This window comes from Arthrobacter horti (assembly GCF_030731045.1).
In the GTDB taxonomy this organism is placed as follows: Bacteria; Actinomycetota; Actinomycetes; order Actinomycetales; family Micrococcaceae; genus Arthrobacter_E; species Arthrobacter_E nanjingensis.
In genome coordinates, this window is record NZ_JAVALS010000004.1 from 98,745 (window position 1) to 112,829 (window position 14,085).

The window sequence follows — 14,085 nt, forward strand, 5'->3', positions numbered from 1 at the left end:
CGTGGAGTTCAATGAGACCATTCACGCACCGGTCCGGCTGCAGATCTGCGTCATGCTGGCCTCCGTGAAGGAACTCGAGTTCTCCCTTCTCCGGGACGAACTGACCGTGGCGGACTCGGTGCTCTCGAAGCATCTGAAGGTGCTCTCGGAAGCGGGGTATGTGGCGTTGCGCAAGCCGGTGGGCCTCGGAGGCCGGCCCAGGACCTGGGCGTCCTTGACCGCAGGGGGCCGGCGGGCGCTGTCGGGCCATCTGGAGGCTCTCCAGGAGCTGGTCATGAGGGCCCGGCCCAAGCCCGGCTCTGGCACCATGGAGGCATGAGTTTCCTCCTGGTGTTCCTGGCCGTACTGGTCCTGGGCGGCGCGGCTGTCTTGGCCACGCCGTTCCTGCGCCGGATGGTCCGCGTGGGCGGTGGCCTGAACGCCGACGACGGCTTCGAGGACCCGGTGGCGAACCTTCCTCCGGTGCTGCTCCCGGACCGCCCCACAGCAGCGGATGTGGACCGGCTCCGCTTCTCCCTGGGACTGCGCGGCTACCGCATGGACCAGGTGGACGAGGTCCTGGACCGCCTCCGCGACCAGCTGGCCGTGCAGCAGAGCGAACTGAACCGCCTCCGTACGGAACTGGCCGGGCTGCAGACGCAGCAGTCCGGCGTCGTGCCGCCGCCCGCCGCGGACGAGCGGCCGTGAGCGCCCTCGGCCAGGACGAGCTGACAGCAGGTCCCCGCCCGGCCGGCGTCCTCCTTCGCCCGGCGCAGTGGCCCTGGTGGCTGCAGGTCTCGCCGGCCTACGCCGCGGCGCGTTTCTTCAGTTTCCTGGTGTTCACCGGCGCGGCCTTCAAACAGGGACCCAACCCCTGGATGCCGGAGGCCCCGGGCTACTGGGACTTCATCACGATCTGGGACGGCCGCTGGTACCTGAACGCCGCCGAGCACGGGTATCCGTCAGTGCTCCCCGTGGATGCCATGGGCAACGTCCAGGAGAGCACCTGGGCCTTCTACCCCGTGCTCCCCGTGCTGGGGAAGGGCCTGTCCGGACTGCTCGGAATCCCGGTGATCGCCTCGATGACCGTCATCGCCATGGTGGCCGGGCTCCTCGCAGCTCTCGTGGTCTTCCGCCTGTTCCGGCATTTCGCCTCCCATCGCACCGCCTTGTGGGGCACCGTCTTCGTGGCGTCCTTCCCGGTGTCCGGCATCTTGCAGGTGCCCTATGCCGAGTCCCTCAATCTCCTGTTCCTCGCCGCCGCGATGCTGGCCCTCGTCCGCAGGCGCTATGTGGCCGCCATGCCTTTCGTGGTCCTCGCGGCGCTCTCGCGCCCCACCGGTGTCCCGTTCGCCGCCGTCGTCGGCCTGCTCTGGGCACACCGGCTCTGGACGCTGCTGAAGGAACGACGGCGCCCCGGCGCCGAGGAGCTGCCCTCGCTTCTGTGGCACGGCGCGCTGGCCGTGCTCTCCTGCGCAGCGGCACTCGCCTGGCCCGCGCTCGCCTGGGCCAGGACCGGCGATCCGGAAGCGTACACGAAGACCGAGACGGTCTGGCGCGGCGGCGGTCTGGTGCCGTTCAAGCCGTGGTGGGACATGGCCGTGGGGACCCTGGGCCCCGTGCTGGGGCCTTTCGCCCTGGCCGCCTTCCTGGCGGGCTTCGCCTGGGTCCTCCTCAAAGCCTTCCCGGTCCGCCGGATCGGGGTGGAATTGCGTCTCTGGTGCGCCTGCTACATGGTCTACCTCCTGGCCTTCCTCCAGCCGCAGACCAGCACGTTCAGGATGCTTCTGCCGCTCTTCCCGCTGGGCCTCGCCACGGCGTTCGTATCCCGCTCCACGGCGTACCGCTGGAGCGTGGTGGTCATGTTCTCCCTGCTCCAGATCGTGTGGATCGTCTGGCTCTGGGCGTGGGCCCAGCTGCCCGGCGGAGGGGACTATCCGCCCTGACCCGTGGCGGCGCGGGCACCCGCATTGCTCCATCGATTGGCCTGTGACCTGCGACTCGGGGGATAATGGGTGCTGACGCACTCGACGAACGCAAGGAGAATCTCCTATGGCCGCCATGAAGCCCCGGACCGGGGACGGACCCATGGAAGTGACCAAAGAAGGACGCAGTCTCATCATGCGGGTCCCGCTGGAGGGCGGCGGCCGGCTCGTGGTGGAGCTCAATGCAGACGAGGCCGCGGAACTGCGGCAGTGCCTTGAGGGCGTGACCGGGAACTGAGCACGACGCCGACGGGGTGGCCGCTGTGCAGCGGCCACCCCGTCCGTCGTTTAAGTCAGCTTCCCTGTCACCGCTTGACGGCGGCGAGCAGCCCGTCGCCCACCGTGAAGACGGTGGTGAGCAGGGAATCGTCCTCGCGGAGCCGCTTGATCAGCTGGCGGAGGGTCACGGTGACGGGCTCGCGGCCGGCCGGATTGGCCACGCGGTCCCGGTCCAGGGCGTCGTTGAGCAGGAGCACTCCGCCGGGCTTGAGCAGCCTCACCGCCTGCTGGGCGTAGAGGGGGGCGTTGGGCTTGTCCGCGTCGACGAAGACCAGATCGTAGGCGCCGTCGGTCAGGCGCGGGAGCACGTCCTGGGCCTTCCCGGAGATGGTGCGGGTACGGTTGGCGGGAACGCCGGCCTCGGCGAAAGCGACCCGGGCCGCACGGAGGTGTTCCACATCGTGGTCGATCGAGGTCAGTACGGCCTGAGGGGAGAGCCCACGCAGCAGGTAGACGCCAGACACGCCGGCACCGGTACCGATCTCCACCGCGGTTCGCGCCTTGGCGGTGGCGGCGAGGACGGACAGCGCCATGCCGGTGCCCGGGGAGACCGACGGCACACCGAGTTCGAAAGCCCGTTCCCGGGCCCGGAGCAGTACCGGGTCCTCGTCTGGCAGGCCTTCGGCGAAGGACCAGCTGGCGGACTTGTCGGTGCTCATGGATTTCGCCCTCTGCGGAATGGGGTGTACGGGAAGCAGTTCTCCATGAATCTCACAGGGAACCTTGACATGATAGCCGCTGAAGTGCAGAGGGCTGAAGCGGCGTCATCACCGCCCGCCCGCGCTGTTCACAGTGCGGTCGGCCCGAGCGCAGCCACCATGGGGAACCACGGGAAGGGAACAGGACATGCTGGACATGACGAAGACCCCCGACACCGTTGCGGCCGGGAGCGGTTCCGGCACGGAGGGGGCCACGCCTGACGACTGGAAGCGTCCCAGCTGGGAAGAGGTCGTCACCAATCACTCGGCCAAGGTCTACAGGCTGGCGTACCGCCTGACCGGTAACCGGCACGATGCGGAGGATCTGACCCAGGAGGTCTTCGTCCGCGCCTTCAAATCGCTGGACCGCTTCAAACCGGGCACCTTGGACGGCTGGCTGCACCGCATCACCACCAACCTCTTCCTGGACCAGGTCCGCCGCAAGGCGCGGATCCGCTTCGACGGCCTTCCGGAGGATGCGGACCAGCGCATCCCCGGCAATGAGACCAGCCCGGAACGCAGCTTCGAGTTCAACAATCTGGATGCGGACATCCAGTCGGCTCTGGACAAGCTCCCCGTGGAGTTCCGGACCGCGGTCATCCTCTGCGATATCGAAGGATTCTCCTACGATGAGGTGGCCACCTCGCTGGGTATCAAGCTCGGGACGGTGCGCTCCAGGATCCACCGTGGACGGGCGCTGCTCCGCAACGCCCTGGCCGACCGGGACCCTCGTCGCGGAGCGGGTGGCTCCAAGCCTGCGCTCAAGCTTCCGCGTGTGGCCGGAGCCCACTGATCACCGTGCCTTTCCCCGGTGTTCACCAGCGGCGCCCCGGATCGCCGGGAGAGGCCCGGAGAGGGTAATCTACCAACGTGCTATTCGGTATTAATGGACCAGAATTCCTGATCCTGCTGGTCATCGGTGTTCTGGTGATCGGCCCCAAGCGTCTGCCCGAATACACCCAGGGTCTGATGAACCTGGTCCGCGGTGTCCGCAAGATGGCATCCGGTGCCCGCGAGCAGATCAAGGAAGAAGTCGGCATCGACATCGACGAGGTCGACTGGCGCAAGTACGATCCCCGTCAGTACGATCCCCGCAGGATCATCAGAGAGGCGCTGCTGGAGCCGGAGACCCCTTCGGCCGTCCCGGCCGTTGTCCCCGCAGTGGCCGCTCCGGTCCGCGACGTGCAGCGCCTCGCCGCCGGCGAGGCGGCCCCCTTCGACACCGAAGCCACCTGAGGCTGGCCCTTCCGGTCCCCTCCTTCAGTCACGACGTCGGCCCCGCACCTGAGGTGCGGGGCCGACGTCGTACCGCGGCCGGGAGCATTCCGGGCGTCAGCCGCGCGGTGTGACGCCCAGCGAGAGGCCGGCGAGGCCACGCGGGCGGGCCGTCAGGCGCTCCGCCACCTTCAGCAGTTCGCGGGCCACCGTGGACTCCGGGTGGCCCAGGACCACCGGCAGACCGGCGTCGCCGCCCTCGCGGAGGCTGATCTCCAGCGGCAGGCTGCCCAGCAGCGGCACCGGGTAGCCGAGCGTCTCGGTGAGGCGCCGGGAGAGCGTCTCTCCGCCGCCTGAACCGAAGACCTCCAGCCGTTCGCCTCCAGGGGCGTCGAACCAGGACATGTTCTCCACGACGCCGACGACGCGCTGGCCGGTCTGCGTGGACACGGACCCGGAGCGCTCGGCGACCTCAGCCGCGGCCGCCTGGGGCGTGGTGACCACCAGCACCTCGGCGTCCGGGAGGAGCTGGGACACCGAGATGGCGATGTCGCCGGTGCCCGGGGGAAGGTCCAGGAAGAGGACGTCCAGATCACCGAAGTAGACCTCGGAGAGGAACTGCTCCAGGGCGCGGTGCAGCATGGGGCCGCGCCACGCCACCGGGGTGTTGCCTTGCACGAACATGCCGATGGAGATGACCTTCACCCCGTGGGCCACAGGCGGCAGGATCATCTCGTCCACCCGGGTGGGGGACTGGGTGATGCCCATCAGGCCGGGCACGGAGAAGCCATGGACGTCCGCGTCCACGATGCCCACGCGCAGCCCCTTGGCGGCCAATGCGCAGGCCAGGTTCACGGTCACGGACGACTTGCCCACGCCGCCCTTGCCACTCGTCACGGCGAAGACCTTGGTGAGGTTGCCGGGCTTGGAGAAGGGGATGCCGCGTTCGCCGCCCGGGCCGCGCAGGCGGTCCTTGAGCTCCTGCCGCTGCTCCGGCGTCATGACCGAGAGCTCGACGTCCACGCGGGTCACCCCGTCCAGGGCTCCCAGCGCCGCCGTCGCGTCCGAGGTGATGGTGTCCCGCAGGGGGCACCCCTGGATGGTGAGCAGCACGCGCAGGCTCACCACGCCGTCGTCGTCCGCCGAGACGGAGTCCACCATGCCGAGCTCGGTGATGGGGCGCCGCAGCTCGGGGTCGATGACCTGGGCCAGGGCCTGTTGCAGCTGCTCTTCCGTGGGACGGCTCATGCCCCCGGCTCCCGCCGGTCCGCGTCCGCCCTGTTCTTCTGGACCTTGGGGATCTGCTGGGTGCGCGGGCCCCGCTGGCGGTCCCTCTTGTCGCGGATCTTCTCCTTGACCTTCTCCGGCGTCTTCTCTCCGTCCGCGGAGTCATCGTCGGAGCTGAACTCGTGCTGCGCCTCGATGATGTCCTCCAGAAGGGAGCGCATCTCGGCCCGGACGTAGTCACGGGTGGCCACCTCGCGGAGCGCGACGCGCAGGGCGGCGAGCTCCCGGGTGAGGTACTCCGTGTCCGCCAGATTGCGCTCGTTGCGTCCGCGGTCCTGTTCGATCTGCACACGGTCCCGGTCATCCTGGCGGTTCTGTGCGAGCAGGATCAAGGGCGCCGCGTAGGAGGCCTGCAGGGAGAGGATCAGGGTCAGGAGGGTGTAGTTCAGCGATTTCGGGTCGAACTGCAGGGACTCCGGAGCTATGGTGTTCCAGCCCAGCCACAGAACGCAGAAGAGCGTCATGTAGACCAGGAACTGGGGTGTGCCCATGTACCGGGCGAAACGTTCGGCGAACCGCCCGAAGGCATCCGGGTCCGGTGCCAGGCGGGGCATCCGGCGCGAGCGTGCCGTCCGCGGCATGTCGAGGCTGAACTTGGGGGTGTCGGTGCGGCGTTCCCTGGTCTCAGCCATTGCGGCCCCTCAGCTTCCTGAATGGTTCGTCTTCGCCGTGCGCGCGCCAGTCCTCCGGGAGGAGGTGGTCCAGCACGTCATCGACGGTCACGGCGCCCACCAGGCGGCCGGCCTCGTTGACCACGGGCAGGGCGTTGAGGTTGTAGACGGCCATGGTGCGCGCCACCTCGCTGATGTGGGCCTGATCCGCGATCGGCTCAAGGTTCTTGTCCACCAGATTGCCCAGCGGCTCCGGCGGGGGATAGCGCAGGAGCTGCTGGATGTGCACGACGCCGAGGAAACGGCCCGTGGGGGTCTCCAGCGGAGGCCGTGCGATGAAGATCGTGGACGCCAGTGCCGGAGTGAGCTCCTCCCGGCGCACGTGGGCCAGCGCCTCGGCGACGGTCGCCTCCGGCGGCAGGATCACCGGAACCGGGGTCATGAGGCCGCCGGCGGTGTCCTCGTCGTACTCCAGAAGGCGGCGCACGTCCTCGGCCTCCTCCGGCTCCATCAGCTGCAGCAGCTCCTCCTGCTGGGCTTCCGGCAATTCGGACAGGAGGTCCGCGGCGTCGTCCGGGTCCATCTCCTCCAGGACGTCGGCGGCGCGCTCCCGGTCCAGGGAGGACAGGATCTCCACCTGGTCCTCCTCGGGGAGCTCCTGCAGGACGTCGGCCAGGCGCTCGTCCTGCAGTTCGTTGGCCACCTCGAAGCGGCGCTTGTCGCTCATCTCCTGCAGGGCCTCGGCGAAGTCGGCGGCCTTGAGGTCCTCGTGGCTGGCCACGAACGCGGTGGCGGCCTGCGGCTCCATCGAGGAGGCCGGTACCGCGTCGGTCCAGTTGATGATCATGGTCTCGTTGCGGCGGAGCCGTGCGAGAGGGGAGAGGGAGTGTCCGCGCCGGACGAACAGCTTGGACACGAACCAGTCGCCGGAGCGGTGCTGGTCGATGGCGATGTCCTCGATGGTCGCGGAGCCGGACCCGTCCGTGAGCGTGACGCGGCTGTCGAACATCTCGGCGACCACCAGGGTCTCCATGCCGCGCTGCTCGAAGCGGCGCAGGTTGACCAGCCCGGTGCTGATCACCTGGGCCTGATCCATGCTGGTCACGCGGGTCATGGGCACGAACACGCGCTTCTTCCCGGGGACTTCGACCACCAGGCCTACGGCATGCGGGGGTGCGTGGTTGGCGCGCCGGAGCACCACGACGTCGCGCACCCGGCCGAGGCGGTCACCGAGGGGGTCGAAGACGTCCAGGCCGAGGAGGCGGGCAACGAAGACACGGGAGGTAGGGTTGCTCACCCGTCAAGGCTATCGAGTCAGTCCGCATTTGGCTGAATTCAATCTGGACCACAGAAGAATAGGCAACAATGTTGGTATGTCGAACATGTTTGGTGCACCCAGGACCCCCGAGGAGCTCCGTTCCGTGCCTCAAGGCGTGACGGTGGGTTCCTACAACTCCTACCTCGATGCCCAGAAGGCCGTGGACTACCTGGCGGACCAGCAGTTCCCCGTCCAGTACGTGTCGATCGTGGGCAATGACCTCAAGCTCGTGGAGCGGGTCACGGGACGTCTCAGCTATCCTCGCGTGGCGGTGTCCGGCCTGCTGAGCGGTGTCTGGTTCGGCCTGTTCGTCGGTTTGCTCCTGTCCTTCTTCTCCCCGGCCGGCGGCTCGTTCTCCGTGGTCACCTCCGTGCTCATGGGCGCCGCGTTCTTCGCGCTGTTCAGCATCGTCAGCTACGCCATGCAGCGCGGCAAGCGCGACTTCACCTCCACCAGCCAGGTGCTGGCCAGCAACTACGACGTGATCGTGGCTCCCGAGGCCGCTGCGGAGGCCAGCCGCCTCCTGCAGCAGCTGCCGATGCGCGGATCCAACGACGGCGGGGGCTTCTTCCACCGTCACACGCATGATCAGAATGGGCATGGGCAGAACGGGCATGGCCAGGAGGAGCCGCCCCAGCGTCCGGACGGCTGGGGTGACCCGTACGGTCACGGCGGTCACCGCCCGCAGCAGCCTCAGGCGCCGGAGCAGCCCCAGGAGAGCGCGAACCCCGACTACAGGGACCTCCCGGATGGCCGGCCGCAGTACGGCGTGCGGCTCCCGCACCCCGGCGAACAGCAGCCGCAGCAGCCCCGGCGCCAGGGGCCTCAGCCGCAGCAGCCCTCGGAGGAGGGCCAGGATCCGGAGCACTCGCACCCGGAGCACCCGCAGGAAGGCGACGGCCGGGAGCGCTGAGCCCGTACGGTCCACATGGAAAGACCCCCGGCACTCATTCGAGTGCCGGGGGTCTTTCCATCGGGGCGTCAGCCGCGGAGGGAGGCCATCCAGGCCTCGACGTCGTCCGCGGTGCGGGGCAGCGCCGCGCTCAGGTTCACGGCGCCGTCGGCGGTGACGAGGATGTCGTCCTCGATGCGCACACCGATGCCGCGGTACTCCTCGGGAACGGCCAGGTCTTCGGCCTTGAAGTAGAGGCCGGGCTCGATGGTGAACACCATGCCCTCGACCAGCTCGGCGTCCAGGTACAGTTCACGCTTCGCCTGGGCGCAGTCGTGCACGTCCAGTCCCAGGTGGTGGCTGGTGCCATGCGGCATCCAGCGGCGGTGCTGCTGGCCGCTGTCCGCGACGGCCTCCTCGACGGAGACGGGCAGCAGGCCCCACTCGGCCAGGCGCTCGGCCAGCACGCGGGTGGCGATCTGGTGCAGCTCACGGAACTTCAGACCCGGCTTGGCCGCGGCGAAGGCGGCATCGGCGGCGTCGAGCACTGCCTCGTAGACCCGGCGCTGCACCTCGGTGTAGCTGCCGTTGACCGGGAGGGTGCGGGTGACATCCGCGGTGTAGAGGCTCTCCGCCTCGACGCCCGCGTCCAGGAGCAACAGCTCGCCCTCCTTGACCTGCCCGTTGTTGTGGATCCAGTGCAGGATGGTGGCGTTGTTGCCGGAGGCCGCGATGGTGTCGTAGCCGAGGTCGTTGCCTTCCTCGCGGGCCTTGGCGAAGAACGCGCCTTCCACGACGCGCTCGCCGCGGTGATGTGCGACGGCGCGCGGCAGGGCCTTGACGACCTCGTGGAAGCCTTCGATGGTGGCGTTCACGGCGGACTGCAGCTGTTCCACTTCCCAGGAGTCCTTGACCAGGCGCAGCTCGGAGAGGGCCTCGGTGAGCTTCTCATCCAGGGCGTCCAGCTCGGACAGGTCCAGGTTCTCCGGATCCTTCGCGGTGTTGTACCGGGCGGTGTCCACCAGGGCGTCGAGGTTCTCATCCACCTTGCGGACCAGACGGATGGAGATTCCGCCGATCTCGGAGGCGCCCACGTTCTTGGTGATGGCCACCTCCAGCTCATCCAGGTGGGCGGTCGCCAGGCCCAGACGGGCCTTCAGCTCGGCCAGGGTGGGGCGGGGGCCGATCCAGAACTCGCCGGAGCGGGCATCCGAGTAGAACTGCTCGGTGTCGCGGCCGGCGAGCGGGCGGAAGTACAGCGTGGCGTGGTGGTTGCCGCCGTCGTCGCCCTTGCCTTCATCGGTGGGCTCCAGGATGAGCACGGCGTCCGGCTCGTGATCCACGCCCAGGCCCGTCAGGTGGGCGAACGCGGAGTGGGGGCGGAAGCGGTAGTCGGTGTCATTGGAGCGGACCTTGTGCGGGCCGGCCGGGATCACCAGGCGCTCGCCGGTGAACGCCTCCGAGATCTCCCGGCGACGGCGGGCGGCGTGCTCCGCGACGGCGTCCTGGGAGGGGAGGTCCTGGGAGGCGGGGGCCCACTGGGAGGCCATGAAGGCCTTGAAGGCGTCCGACGACGGACGCTGGGAACGGTTGTTCACACGGTCCTCGAGCGGCTGGGTGCTGGCATCAGTGATGTGTTCTGCGTCATTCACTTTCCAATCGTCTCACCCCTCGCCACCTGAGCAGGCGTCCGGGACTACGCTGTGAGCGTGAGGATCGATCTGCATGCGCACTCCAACATCTCCGACGGCACCCAGCCGCCCGCGGAGCTGGTGGCCTCCGCCGCGGAGGCAGGGCTCGACGTCGTCGCGCTGACCGACCATGACACCACCGAAGGCTGGGCTGAGGCCGGCGCCGCGGCGCGTGCCCACGGCGTCGCGCTGGTGCCCGGGATGGAGGTCAGCTGCCGCACGCATGAGGGCATCAGCGTGCACCTCCTCTGCTATCTGCACGACCCCACCCACCCCGGACTTCTGGAGGAGATCTCCAAGGCCCGGGACGCCCGGCTCAGACGCGCTGAACACATGGTCGCCCTCCTCGCCGAGGACTACCCCCTCAACTGGGACGACGTCACCCAGCACCTCGCCCCCGGTGCCACCGTGGGCCGCCCGCACATCGCCGACGCCCTCGTGGCGGCCGGGATCGTGGCGGACCGGACCGAGGCGTTCGCCACCATCCTCACCTCCCGCTCCCGCTACTTCATCCCGCACTACGCGCCGGACCCGGCGTACGCCGTCGGGCTGGTCCGGGCGGCCGGTGGCGTGCCCGTGTTCGCCCATCCGGTGGCCACGGCGCGGGGCCGCGTGGTGGGGGAGCGCACCTATCACGAGATGATCGACGCCGGGCTGGGCGGGCTGGAGATCTGGCACCGGGACAACCCGCAGGAGGGGCGCGAGTTCCTGCTGGGGATGGCGGCCAAACACGATCTGATCGTCACGGGATCCAGCGACTATCACGGCCGCGGCAAGCCGAATCATCTCGGCGAGAACCTCACCGCTCCGGAGCAGTTCGCCCGGATCGAGGAGCAGGGGTCCGGGAAGGTCATCCGGCCCTAGAATTCTCCTGTGAACTGGTTTGACCTGCAGATTTTCGCGTCCACGGTGATCACGCTGTTCGTGATCATGGACCCTCCGGGCACCGTGCCGATCTTCATGTCCCTCACGGCACAGCTATCCGCGAAGGACCGCAACCGGGCCGCGCTGCAGGCGCTCCTGGTGGCGACCGGCGTGATCGTGGTGTTCGCGATCTTCGGCCAGTCGATCCTGAACTACATGCACATCTCTCTGGCTGCTCTCCAGGGCGCGGGAGGCCTCCTGCTGGTGCTGATCGCCCTGGAGCTGCTGACCGGCAAGACGAATGACGAGGGCAGTGCCGAACGGTACAAGAACGTGGCGTTCGTCCCGCTCGGCACGCCGCTCATGGCCGGGCCCGGCGCGATCGTGGCCGTCATGGTGAAAGTGCAGCAGTCCTCGGCATTCCCGCAGTATCTCGCGGTGGGGCTCGGCATCGCCGTGACGCTCGCCAGCCTCTACCTGGCCATGCGCTTCGCCGCGGTGGTCCAGCGGGTGCTCGGGGAGAACGGCGTGGAACTGGTCACCCGGATCGCCGGTCTGCTGCTGTCCGCCATCGCAGTGCAGATGATCGCCGACGCCGTGCACTCCTTCGTGTCCAGCTGGCACTAGGGCCGGCGGGCCGGCTTCAGAGCCGGTGCACCTCGGCCTTGCCGTCCAGGCGCGTGGCCATGACGTCCACCGCCGCGGGGTTCTCATCCACGCAGACGAAGCGGCGCTTCAGCTTCGCGGACACCGCACCCAGGGTGCCGGAACCGGCGAAGAAGTCCAGGCACCAGTCCCCGGGCCGCGTCGAGGCGGCCACCATGCGGCGCAGCAGGCCCTCGGGCTTCTGCGTGGGGTAGCCGGTCTTCTCCTTGCCCGTGGGGGAGACGATCGTGTGCCACCAGACGTCCGTGGGCAGCTTGCCCTTCTTCCGCTTGGCCTCCGTCACCAGGCCCGGCGCCATGTACGGCTCGCGGTCCACCTCTTCGGAATCGAAGTGGTAGCCCTCCGGGTCCTTCACGTAGACCAGGATGTTGTCGTGCTTCGCCGGCCAGCGCCGGGTGGCACGGGCGCCGTAGTCGTAGGCCCAGATGATCTCGTTGAGGAAGCACTCCCGCCCGAAGATCGCGTCCAGCATGACCTTGGCGTAGTGCACCTCGCGGTAGTCCAGGTGCAGGTACAGCGTCCCGTCCGGGGCCAGGAGACGCCACGCCTCGCGCAGCCGAGGCTCCAGGAACGCCCAGTAGTCCGTGAATGCGTCGTCGTAGCGGTGCAGCTGCCCCCGGACGGTCTGATAGGACCGGCCCTGGAAACCCACCCGGTCGCCCTCGCCTTCGGAGCTGCGGACCATGGTGGTCTGCTGACGGCGCTGCGTCCGCCCCGTGTTGAAGGGAGGATCGATGTAGATGAGCGTGAACGACTCATCCGGGAGGGACGGCAGGAACCCGGCGTTGTCCGCTTGGACCACCAGGTTCCCGCCGTCGGCCGCCCAGAGGGCCGCGGCCGGTTCAGCCATGCGGTGTGTCAGGCGTCCTGCGCGGGCGCGCCGCCCTCGGCGCGGTCCACGACCTCGCCGTTGCGGCGGCGGGTGCGGCTGCGCGGACGACGGCGCCGCGCGTCGTCGTCGCTCTTCCGCTCCGGAGCGGCCTCGGCGGCCGGGGCCTCCTGGCCTTCCGCGGCCGGCTTGGCGGGACGACGACGGCGGCGGCCCTCGCCGTCGCCGGAACCCTCCCCGGAGCGCTTCTCGGCGGAGCGGCGCTCGCCACCGCGGCCACCGGCCGCCGGCTGCTTACGCTGGCGCTTGCCGGTCTCGCCGAGGTCCTCGAGCACCTCGGCGTCGACGCCTGCCAGGACGCGCTGGCTCTTGGGCAGGCGGCCCTTGGTGCCCCCCGGGATGTCCAGATCGGTGTAGAGGTGTGCGGAGGAGGAGTAGGTCTCCACGGGCTCCGCGAAGTCCAGGCCCAGGGCCTTGTTGATGAGGGCCCAGCGGGGCATGTCCTCCCAGTCAACGAAGGTCACGGCGGTGCCCTTGTTGCCGGCACGGCCCGTGCGGCCCACGCGGTGGAGGTAGATCTTCTCGTCCTCGACGCACTGGTAGTTGATGACGTGCGTGACGTCATCCACGTCGATGCCGCGGGCTGCGACGTCGGTGGCCACCAGCACGTCCACCTTGTTGTTGCGGAAAGCGCGCAGGGCCTGCTCGCGGGCGCCCTGGCCCAGGTCACCGTGCAGGGCGGCGGCCGCGAAACCACGCTCCACCAGTTCCTCGGCCACCTTGGCGGCGGTGCGCTTGGTCTTGGTGAAGATGACGCTCCGGCCGCGCCCGCGGGCCTGCAGGATCCGGGAGACGACCTCGATCTTGTCCAGCGCGTGGGCACGGTAGACCAGCTGGCGGATGTCGCGCTTGGTCAGGCCCTCGTCGTCCGGGTCGGCCGCGCGGATGTGCGTGGGGCGCGTCATGTAGCGGCGGGCCATGGCGATGACCGGGCCGGGCATGGTGGCGGAGAACAGCATGGTCTGACGCGTGACGGGGGTGGCGGCCATGATGGTCTCCACGTCCGGGAGGAAGCCGAGGTCCAGCATCTCGTCCGCCTCGTCCAGCACCACGACCTTGACGTTGCCGAGGTTCAGGTGGCGCTGCTTGTAGAGGTCGATCAGGCGGCCCGGGGTGCCGACCACCAGGTCGACGCCGTGCTGCAGTGCCTCGATCTGCGGCTCGTAGGCGCGGCCACCGTAAATCGTGGCGATGCGGACCGTGTGGAGGCGACTGGCGGTCGCCAGATCGTTGGCGACCTGCACCGCGAGCTCGCGGGTGGGGACGATCACCAGAGCCTGAGGGCCACCGGGGACGGGGAGCTTGGCGTAGCCCTCCTCCTCGGCGGTGATGATCCGCTCCAGGGCCGGGATGCCGAAGCCGAGGGTCTTGCCCGTGCCGGTCTTGGCCTGGCCGATGATGTCATGGCCGCCCAGCGCGACCGGGAGGGTCAGTGCCTGGATGGGGAACGGGTGAAGGATCCCGGCCTGGGCCAGGGACTCCGCGATCTCCGTGCGCACGCCGAAGTCGGCGAACGTCTTCTGTACCTCCGCATGCGGTTCGGCGGTGGTGGTGATGGTCTCCTCGGGCTCGACACTTTCCGTGCCGCCGGCGTCCGTCAGGATCTCGTGGCTGTGGGTTTCGCTCACGCGTGCCTCCTTGGCATCGCTCCGCTCGTCCGGGCCGGGGCCACGAGGCCACGGCGCCGGTCAGGCCTGGGTGAGGCCGGGAG

The 14,085-nt window shown here is 69.1% G+C and carries 16 protein-coding genes; 9 read left to right on the forward strand and 7 right to left on the reverse strand.

Features of this window, described 5'->3' with window-relative positions; genetic code table 11:
- Position 1 precedes the first annotated feature (1 nt).
- The 4 genes from Q9R02_RS08225 to Q9R02_RS08240 all read left to right on the forward strand — a co-directional run bounded on the left by Q9R02_RS08225 (position 2) and on the right by Q9R02_RS08240 (position 2,202).
- A complete protein-coding gene (locus Q9R02_RS08225) occupies positions 2-319 on the forward strand; it encodes a transcriptional regulator (protein ID WP_305996184.1) in 318 nt (105 codons plus the stop codon).
- Positions 316-687 (forward strand): DivIVA domain-containing protein, encoded by a 372-nt coding sequence (locus tag Q9R02_RS08230; RefSeq protein WP_305996185.1) that lies wholly within the window; start codon positions 316-318, stop codon positions 685-687. The genes Q9R02_RS08225 and Q9R02_RS08230 overlap by 4 nt, the downstream gene beginning before the upstream one ends.
- Positions 684-1,925, forward strand: coding sequence for a putative hexosyltransferase (locus Q9R02_RS08235; protein WP_425279243.1), 1,242 nt, complete (start codon positions 684-686; stop codon positions 1,923-1,925). The genes Q9R02_RS08230 and Q9R02_RS08235 overlap by 4 nt, the downstream gene beginning before the upstream one ends.
- A 106-nt stretch (positions 1,926-2,031) precedes the next feature.
- Complete coding sequence (locus tag Q9R02_RS08240) at positions 2,032-2,202, forward strand: DUF3117 domain-containing protein (RefSeq protein WP_305996186.1); 171 nt, start codon at positions 2,032-2,034, stop codon at positions 2,200-2,202.
- Between the two features lie 67 nt (positions 2,203-2,269).
- Here the strand turns inward: Q9R02_RS08240 and Q9R02_RS08245 are convergent, their stop codons facing one another.
- A complete protein-coding gene (locus tag Q9R02_RS08245) occupies positions 2,270-2,902 on the reverse strand; it encodes an O-methyltransferase (RefSeq protein WP_305996187.1) in 633 nt (210 codons plus the stop codon).
- Between the two features lie 196 nt (positions 2,903-3,098).
- Between Q9R02_RS08245 and sigE the strand changes: the two genes are divergently transcribed.
- Entirely contained in the window at positions 3,099-3,734 is a 636-nt protein-coding gene (sigE, locus tag Q9R02_RS08250) for an RNA polymerase sigma factor SigE (protein ID WP_305996188.1), read from the forward strand.
- A gap of 77 nt (positions 3,735-3,811) precedes the next feature.
- The gene (locus tag Q9R02_RS08255; protein ID WP_305996189.1) at positions 3,812-4,177 is read left to right on the forward strand and encodes a twin-arginine translocase TatA/TatE family subunit; all 366 of its coding nucleotides are present in this window, start codon (positions 3,812-3,814) and stop codon (positions 4,175-4,177) included.
- Between the two features lie 96 nt (positions 4,178-4,273).
- On the opposite strand, the gene Q9R02_RS08260 is transcribed toward Q9R02_RS08255, so the two are convergent.
- From Q9R02_RS08260 to Q9R02_RS08270, 3 genes are read right to left on the reverse strand one after another with little or no spacing between them, the layout of a single operon-like run.
- Positions 4,274-5,404, reverse strand: a complete 1,131-nt coding sequence (locus Q9R02_RS08260; RefSeq protein ID WP_305996190.1) for an Mrp/NBP35 family ATP-binding protein — start codon at positions 5,402-5,404, stop codon at positions 4,274-4,276.
- Positions 5,401-6,075, reverse strand: coding sequence for a DUF1003 domain-containing protein (locus Q9R02_RS08265; protein WP_305996191.1), 675 nt, complete (start codon positions 6,073-6,075; stop codon positions 5,401-5,403). The genes Q9R02_RS08260 and Q9R02_RS08265 overlap by 4 nt, the downstream gene beginning before the upstream one ends.
- Complete coding sequence (locus tag Q9R02_RS08270; RefSeq protein ID WP_305996192.1) at positions 6,068-7,351, reverse strand: magnesium transporter; 1,284 nt, start codon at positions 7,349-7,351, stop codon at positions 6,068-6,070. Before Q9R02_RS08270 ends, Q9R02_RS08265 begins: the two co-directional genes overlap by 8 nt.
- 76 nt (positions 7,352-7,427) lie before the next feature.
- Here Q9R02_RS08270 and Q9R02_RS08275 point away from each other — a divergent pair, with 76 nt between their 5' ends.
- Positions 7,428-8,285: a YflT domain-containing protein gene (locus Q9R02_RS08275; protein ID WP_305996193.1), complete on the forward strand. Its 858-nt coding sequence runs from the start codon at positions 7,428-7,430 to the stop codon at positions 8,283-8,285.
- A 68-nt stretch (positions 8,286-8,353) separates the two neighbouring features.
- Here Q9R02_RS08275 and Q9R02_RS08280 read toward each other — a convergent pair whose 3' ends face one another.
- Positions 8,354-9,916, reverse strand: coding sequence for an aminopeptidase P family protein (locus tag Q9R02_RS08280; protein ID WP_305996194.1), 1,563 nt, complete (start codon positions 9,914-9,916; stop codon positions 8,354-8,356).
- Between the two features lie 57 nt (positions 9,917-9,973).
- On the opposite strand from Q9R02_RS08280, the gene Q9R02_RS08285 reads away from it, so the two are divergent.
- Positions 9,974-10,819, forward strand: coding sequence for a PHP domain-containing protein (locus Q9R02_RS08285; RefSeq protein WP_305996195.1), 846 nt, complete (start codon positions 9,974-9,976; stop codon positions 10,817-10,819).
- A gap of 9 nt (positions 10,820-10,828) precedes the next feature.
- Positions 10,829-11,446: a MarC family protein gene (locus tag Q9R02_RS08290; protein ID WP_305996196.1), complete on the forward strand. Its 618-nt coding sequence runs from the start codon at positions 10,829-10,831 to the stop codon at positions 11,444-11,446.
- A gap of 16 nt (positions 11,447-11,462) precedes the next feature.
- Here the strand turns inward: Q9R02_RS08290 and Q9R02_RS08295 are convergent, their stop codons facing one another.
- Positions 11,463-12,335 carry a DNA-methyltransferase gene (locus tag Q9R02_RS08295; RefSeq protein WP_305996197.1) on the reverse strand — a complete coding sequence of 291 codons (873 nt, stop codon included), beginning with the start codon at positions 12,333-12,335 and terminating at the stop codon, positions 11,463-11,465.
- 8 nt (positions 12,336-12,343) lie between these two features.
- Complete coding sequence (locus tag Q9R02_RS08300) at positions 12,344-14,002, reverse strand: DEAD/DEAH box helicase (protein ID WP_305996198.1); 1,659 nt, start codon at positions 14,000-14,002, stop codon at positions 12,344-12,346.
- Positions 14,003-14,085 lie beyond the last annotated feature (83 nt).

Coding starts and splice junctions, on each gene's coding strand:
- Q9R02_RS08230 (WP_305996185.1), top strand. CDS start 316: ATGAGTTTCCTCCTGGTGTTCCTGGCCGTACTGGTCCTGGGCGGCGCG.
- Q9R02_RS08240 (WP_305996186.1), top strand. CDS start 2,032: ATGGCCGCCATGAAGCCCCGGACCGGGGACGGACCCATGGAAGTGACC.
- Q9R02_RS08245 (WP_305996187.1), bottom strand. CDS start 2,902: ATGAGCACCGACAAGTCCGCCAGCTGGTCCTTCGCCGAAGGCCTGCCA.
- sigE (WP_305996188.1), top strand. CDS start 3,099: ATGACGAAGACCCCCGACACCGTTGCGGCCGGGAGCGGTTCCGGCACG.
- Q9R02_RS08260 (WP_305996190.1), bottom strand. CDS start 5,404: ATGAGCCGTCCCACGGAAGAGCAGCTGCAACAGGCCCTGGCCCAGGTC.
- Q9R02_RS08265 (WP_305996191.1), bottom strand. CDS start 6,075: ATGGCTGAGACCAGGGAACGCCGCACCGACACCCCCAAGTTCAGCCTC.
- Q9R02_RS08275 (WP_305996193.1), top strand. CDS start 7,428: ATGTCGAACATGTTTGGTGCACCCAGGACCCCCGAGGAGCTCCGTTCC.
- Q9R02_RS08295 (WP_305996197.1), bottom strand. CDS start 12,335: ATGGCTGAACCGGCCGCGGCCCTCTGGGCGGCCGACGGCGGGAACCTG.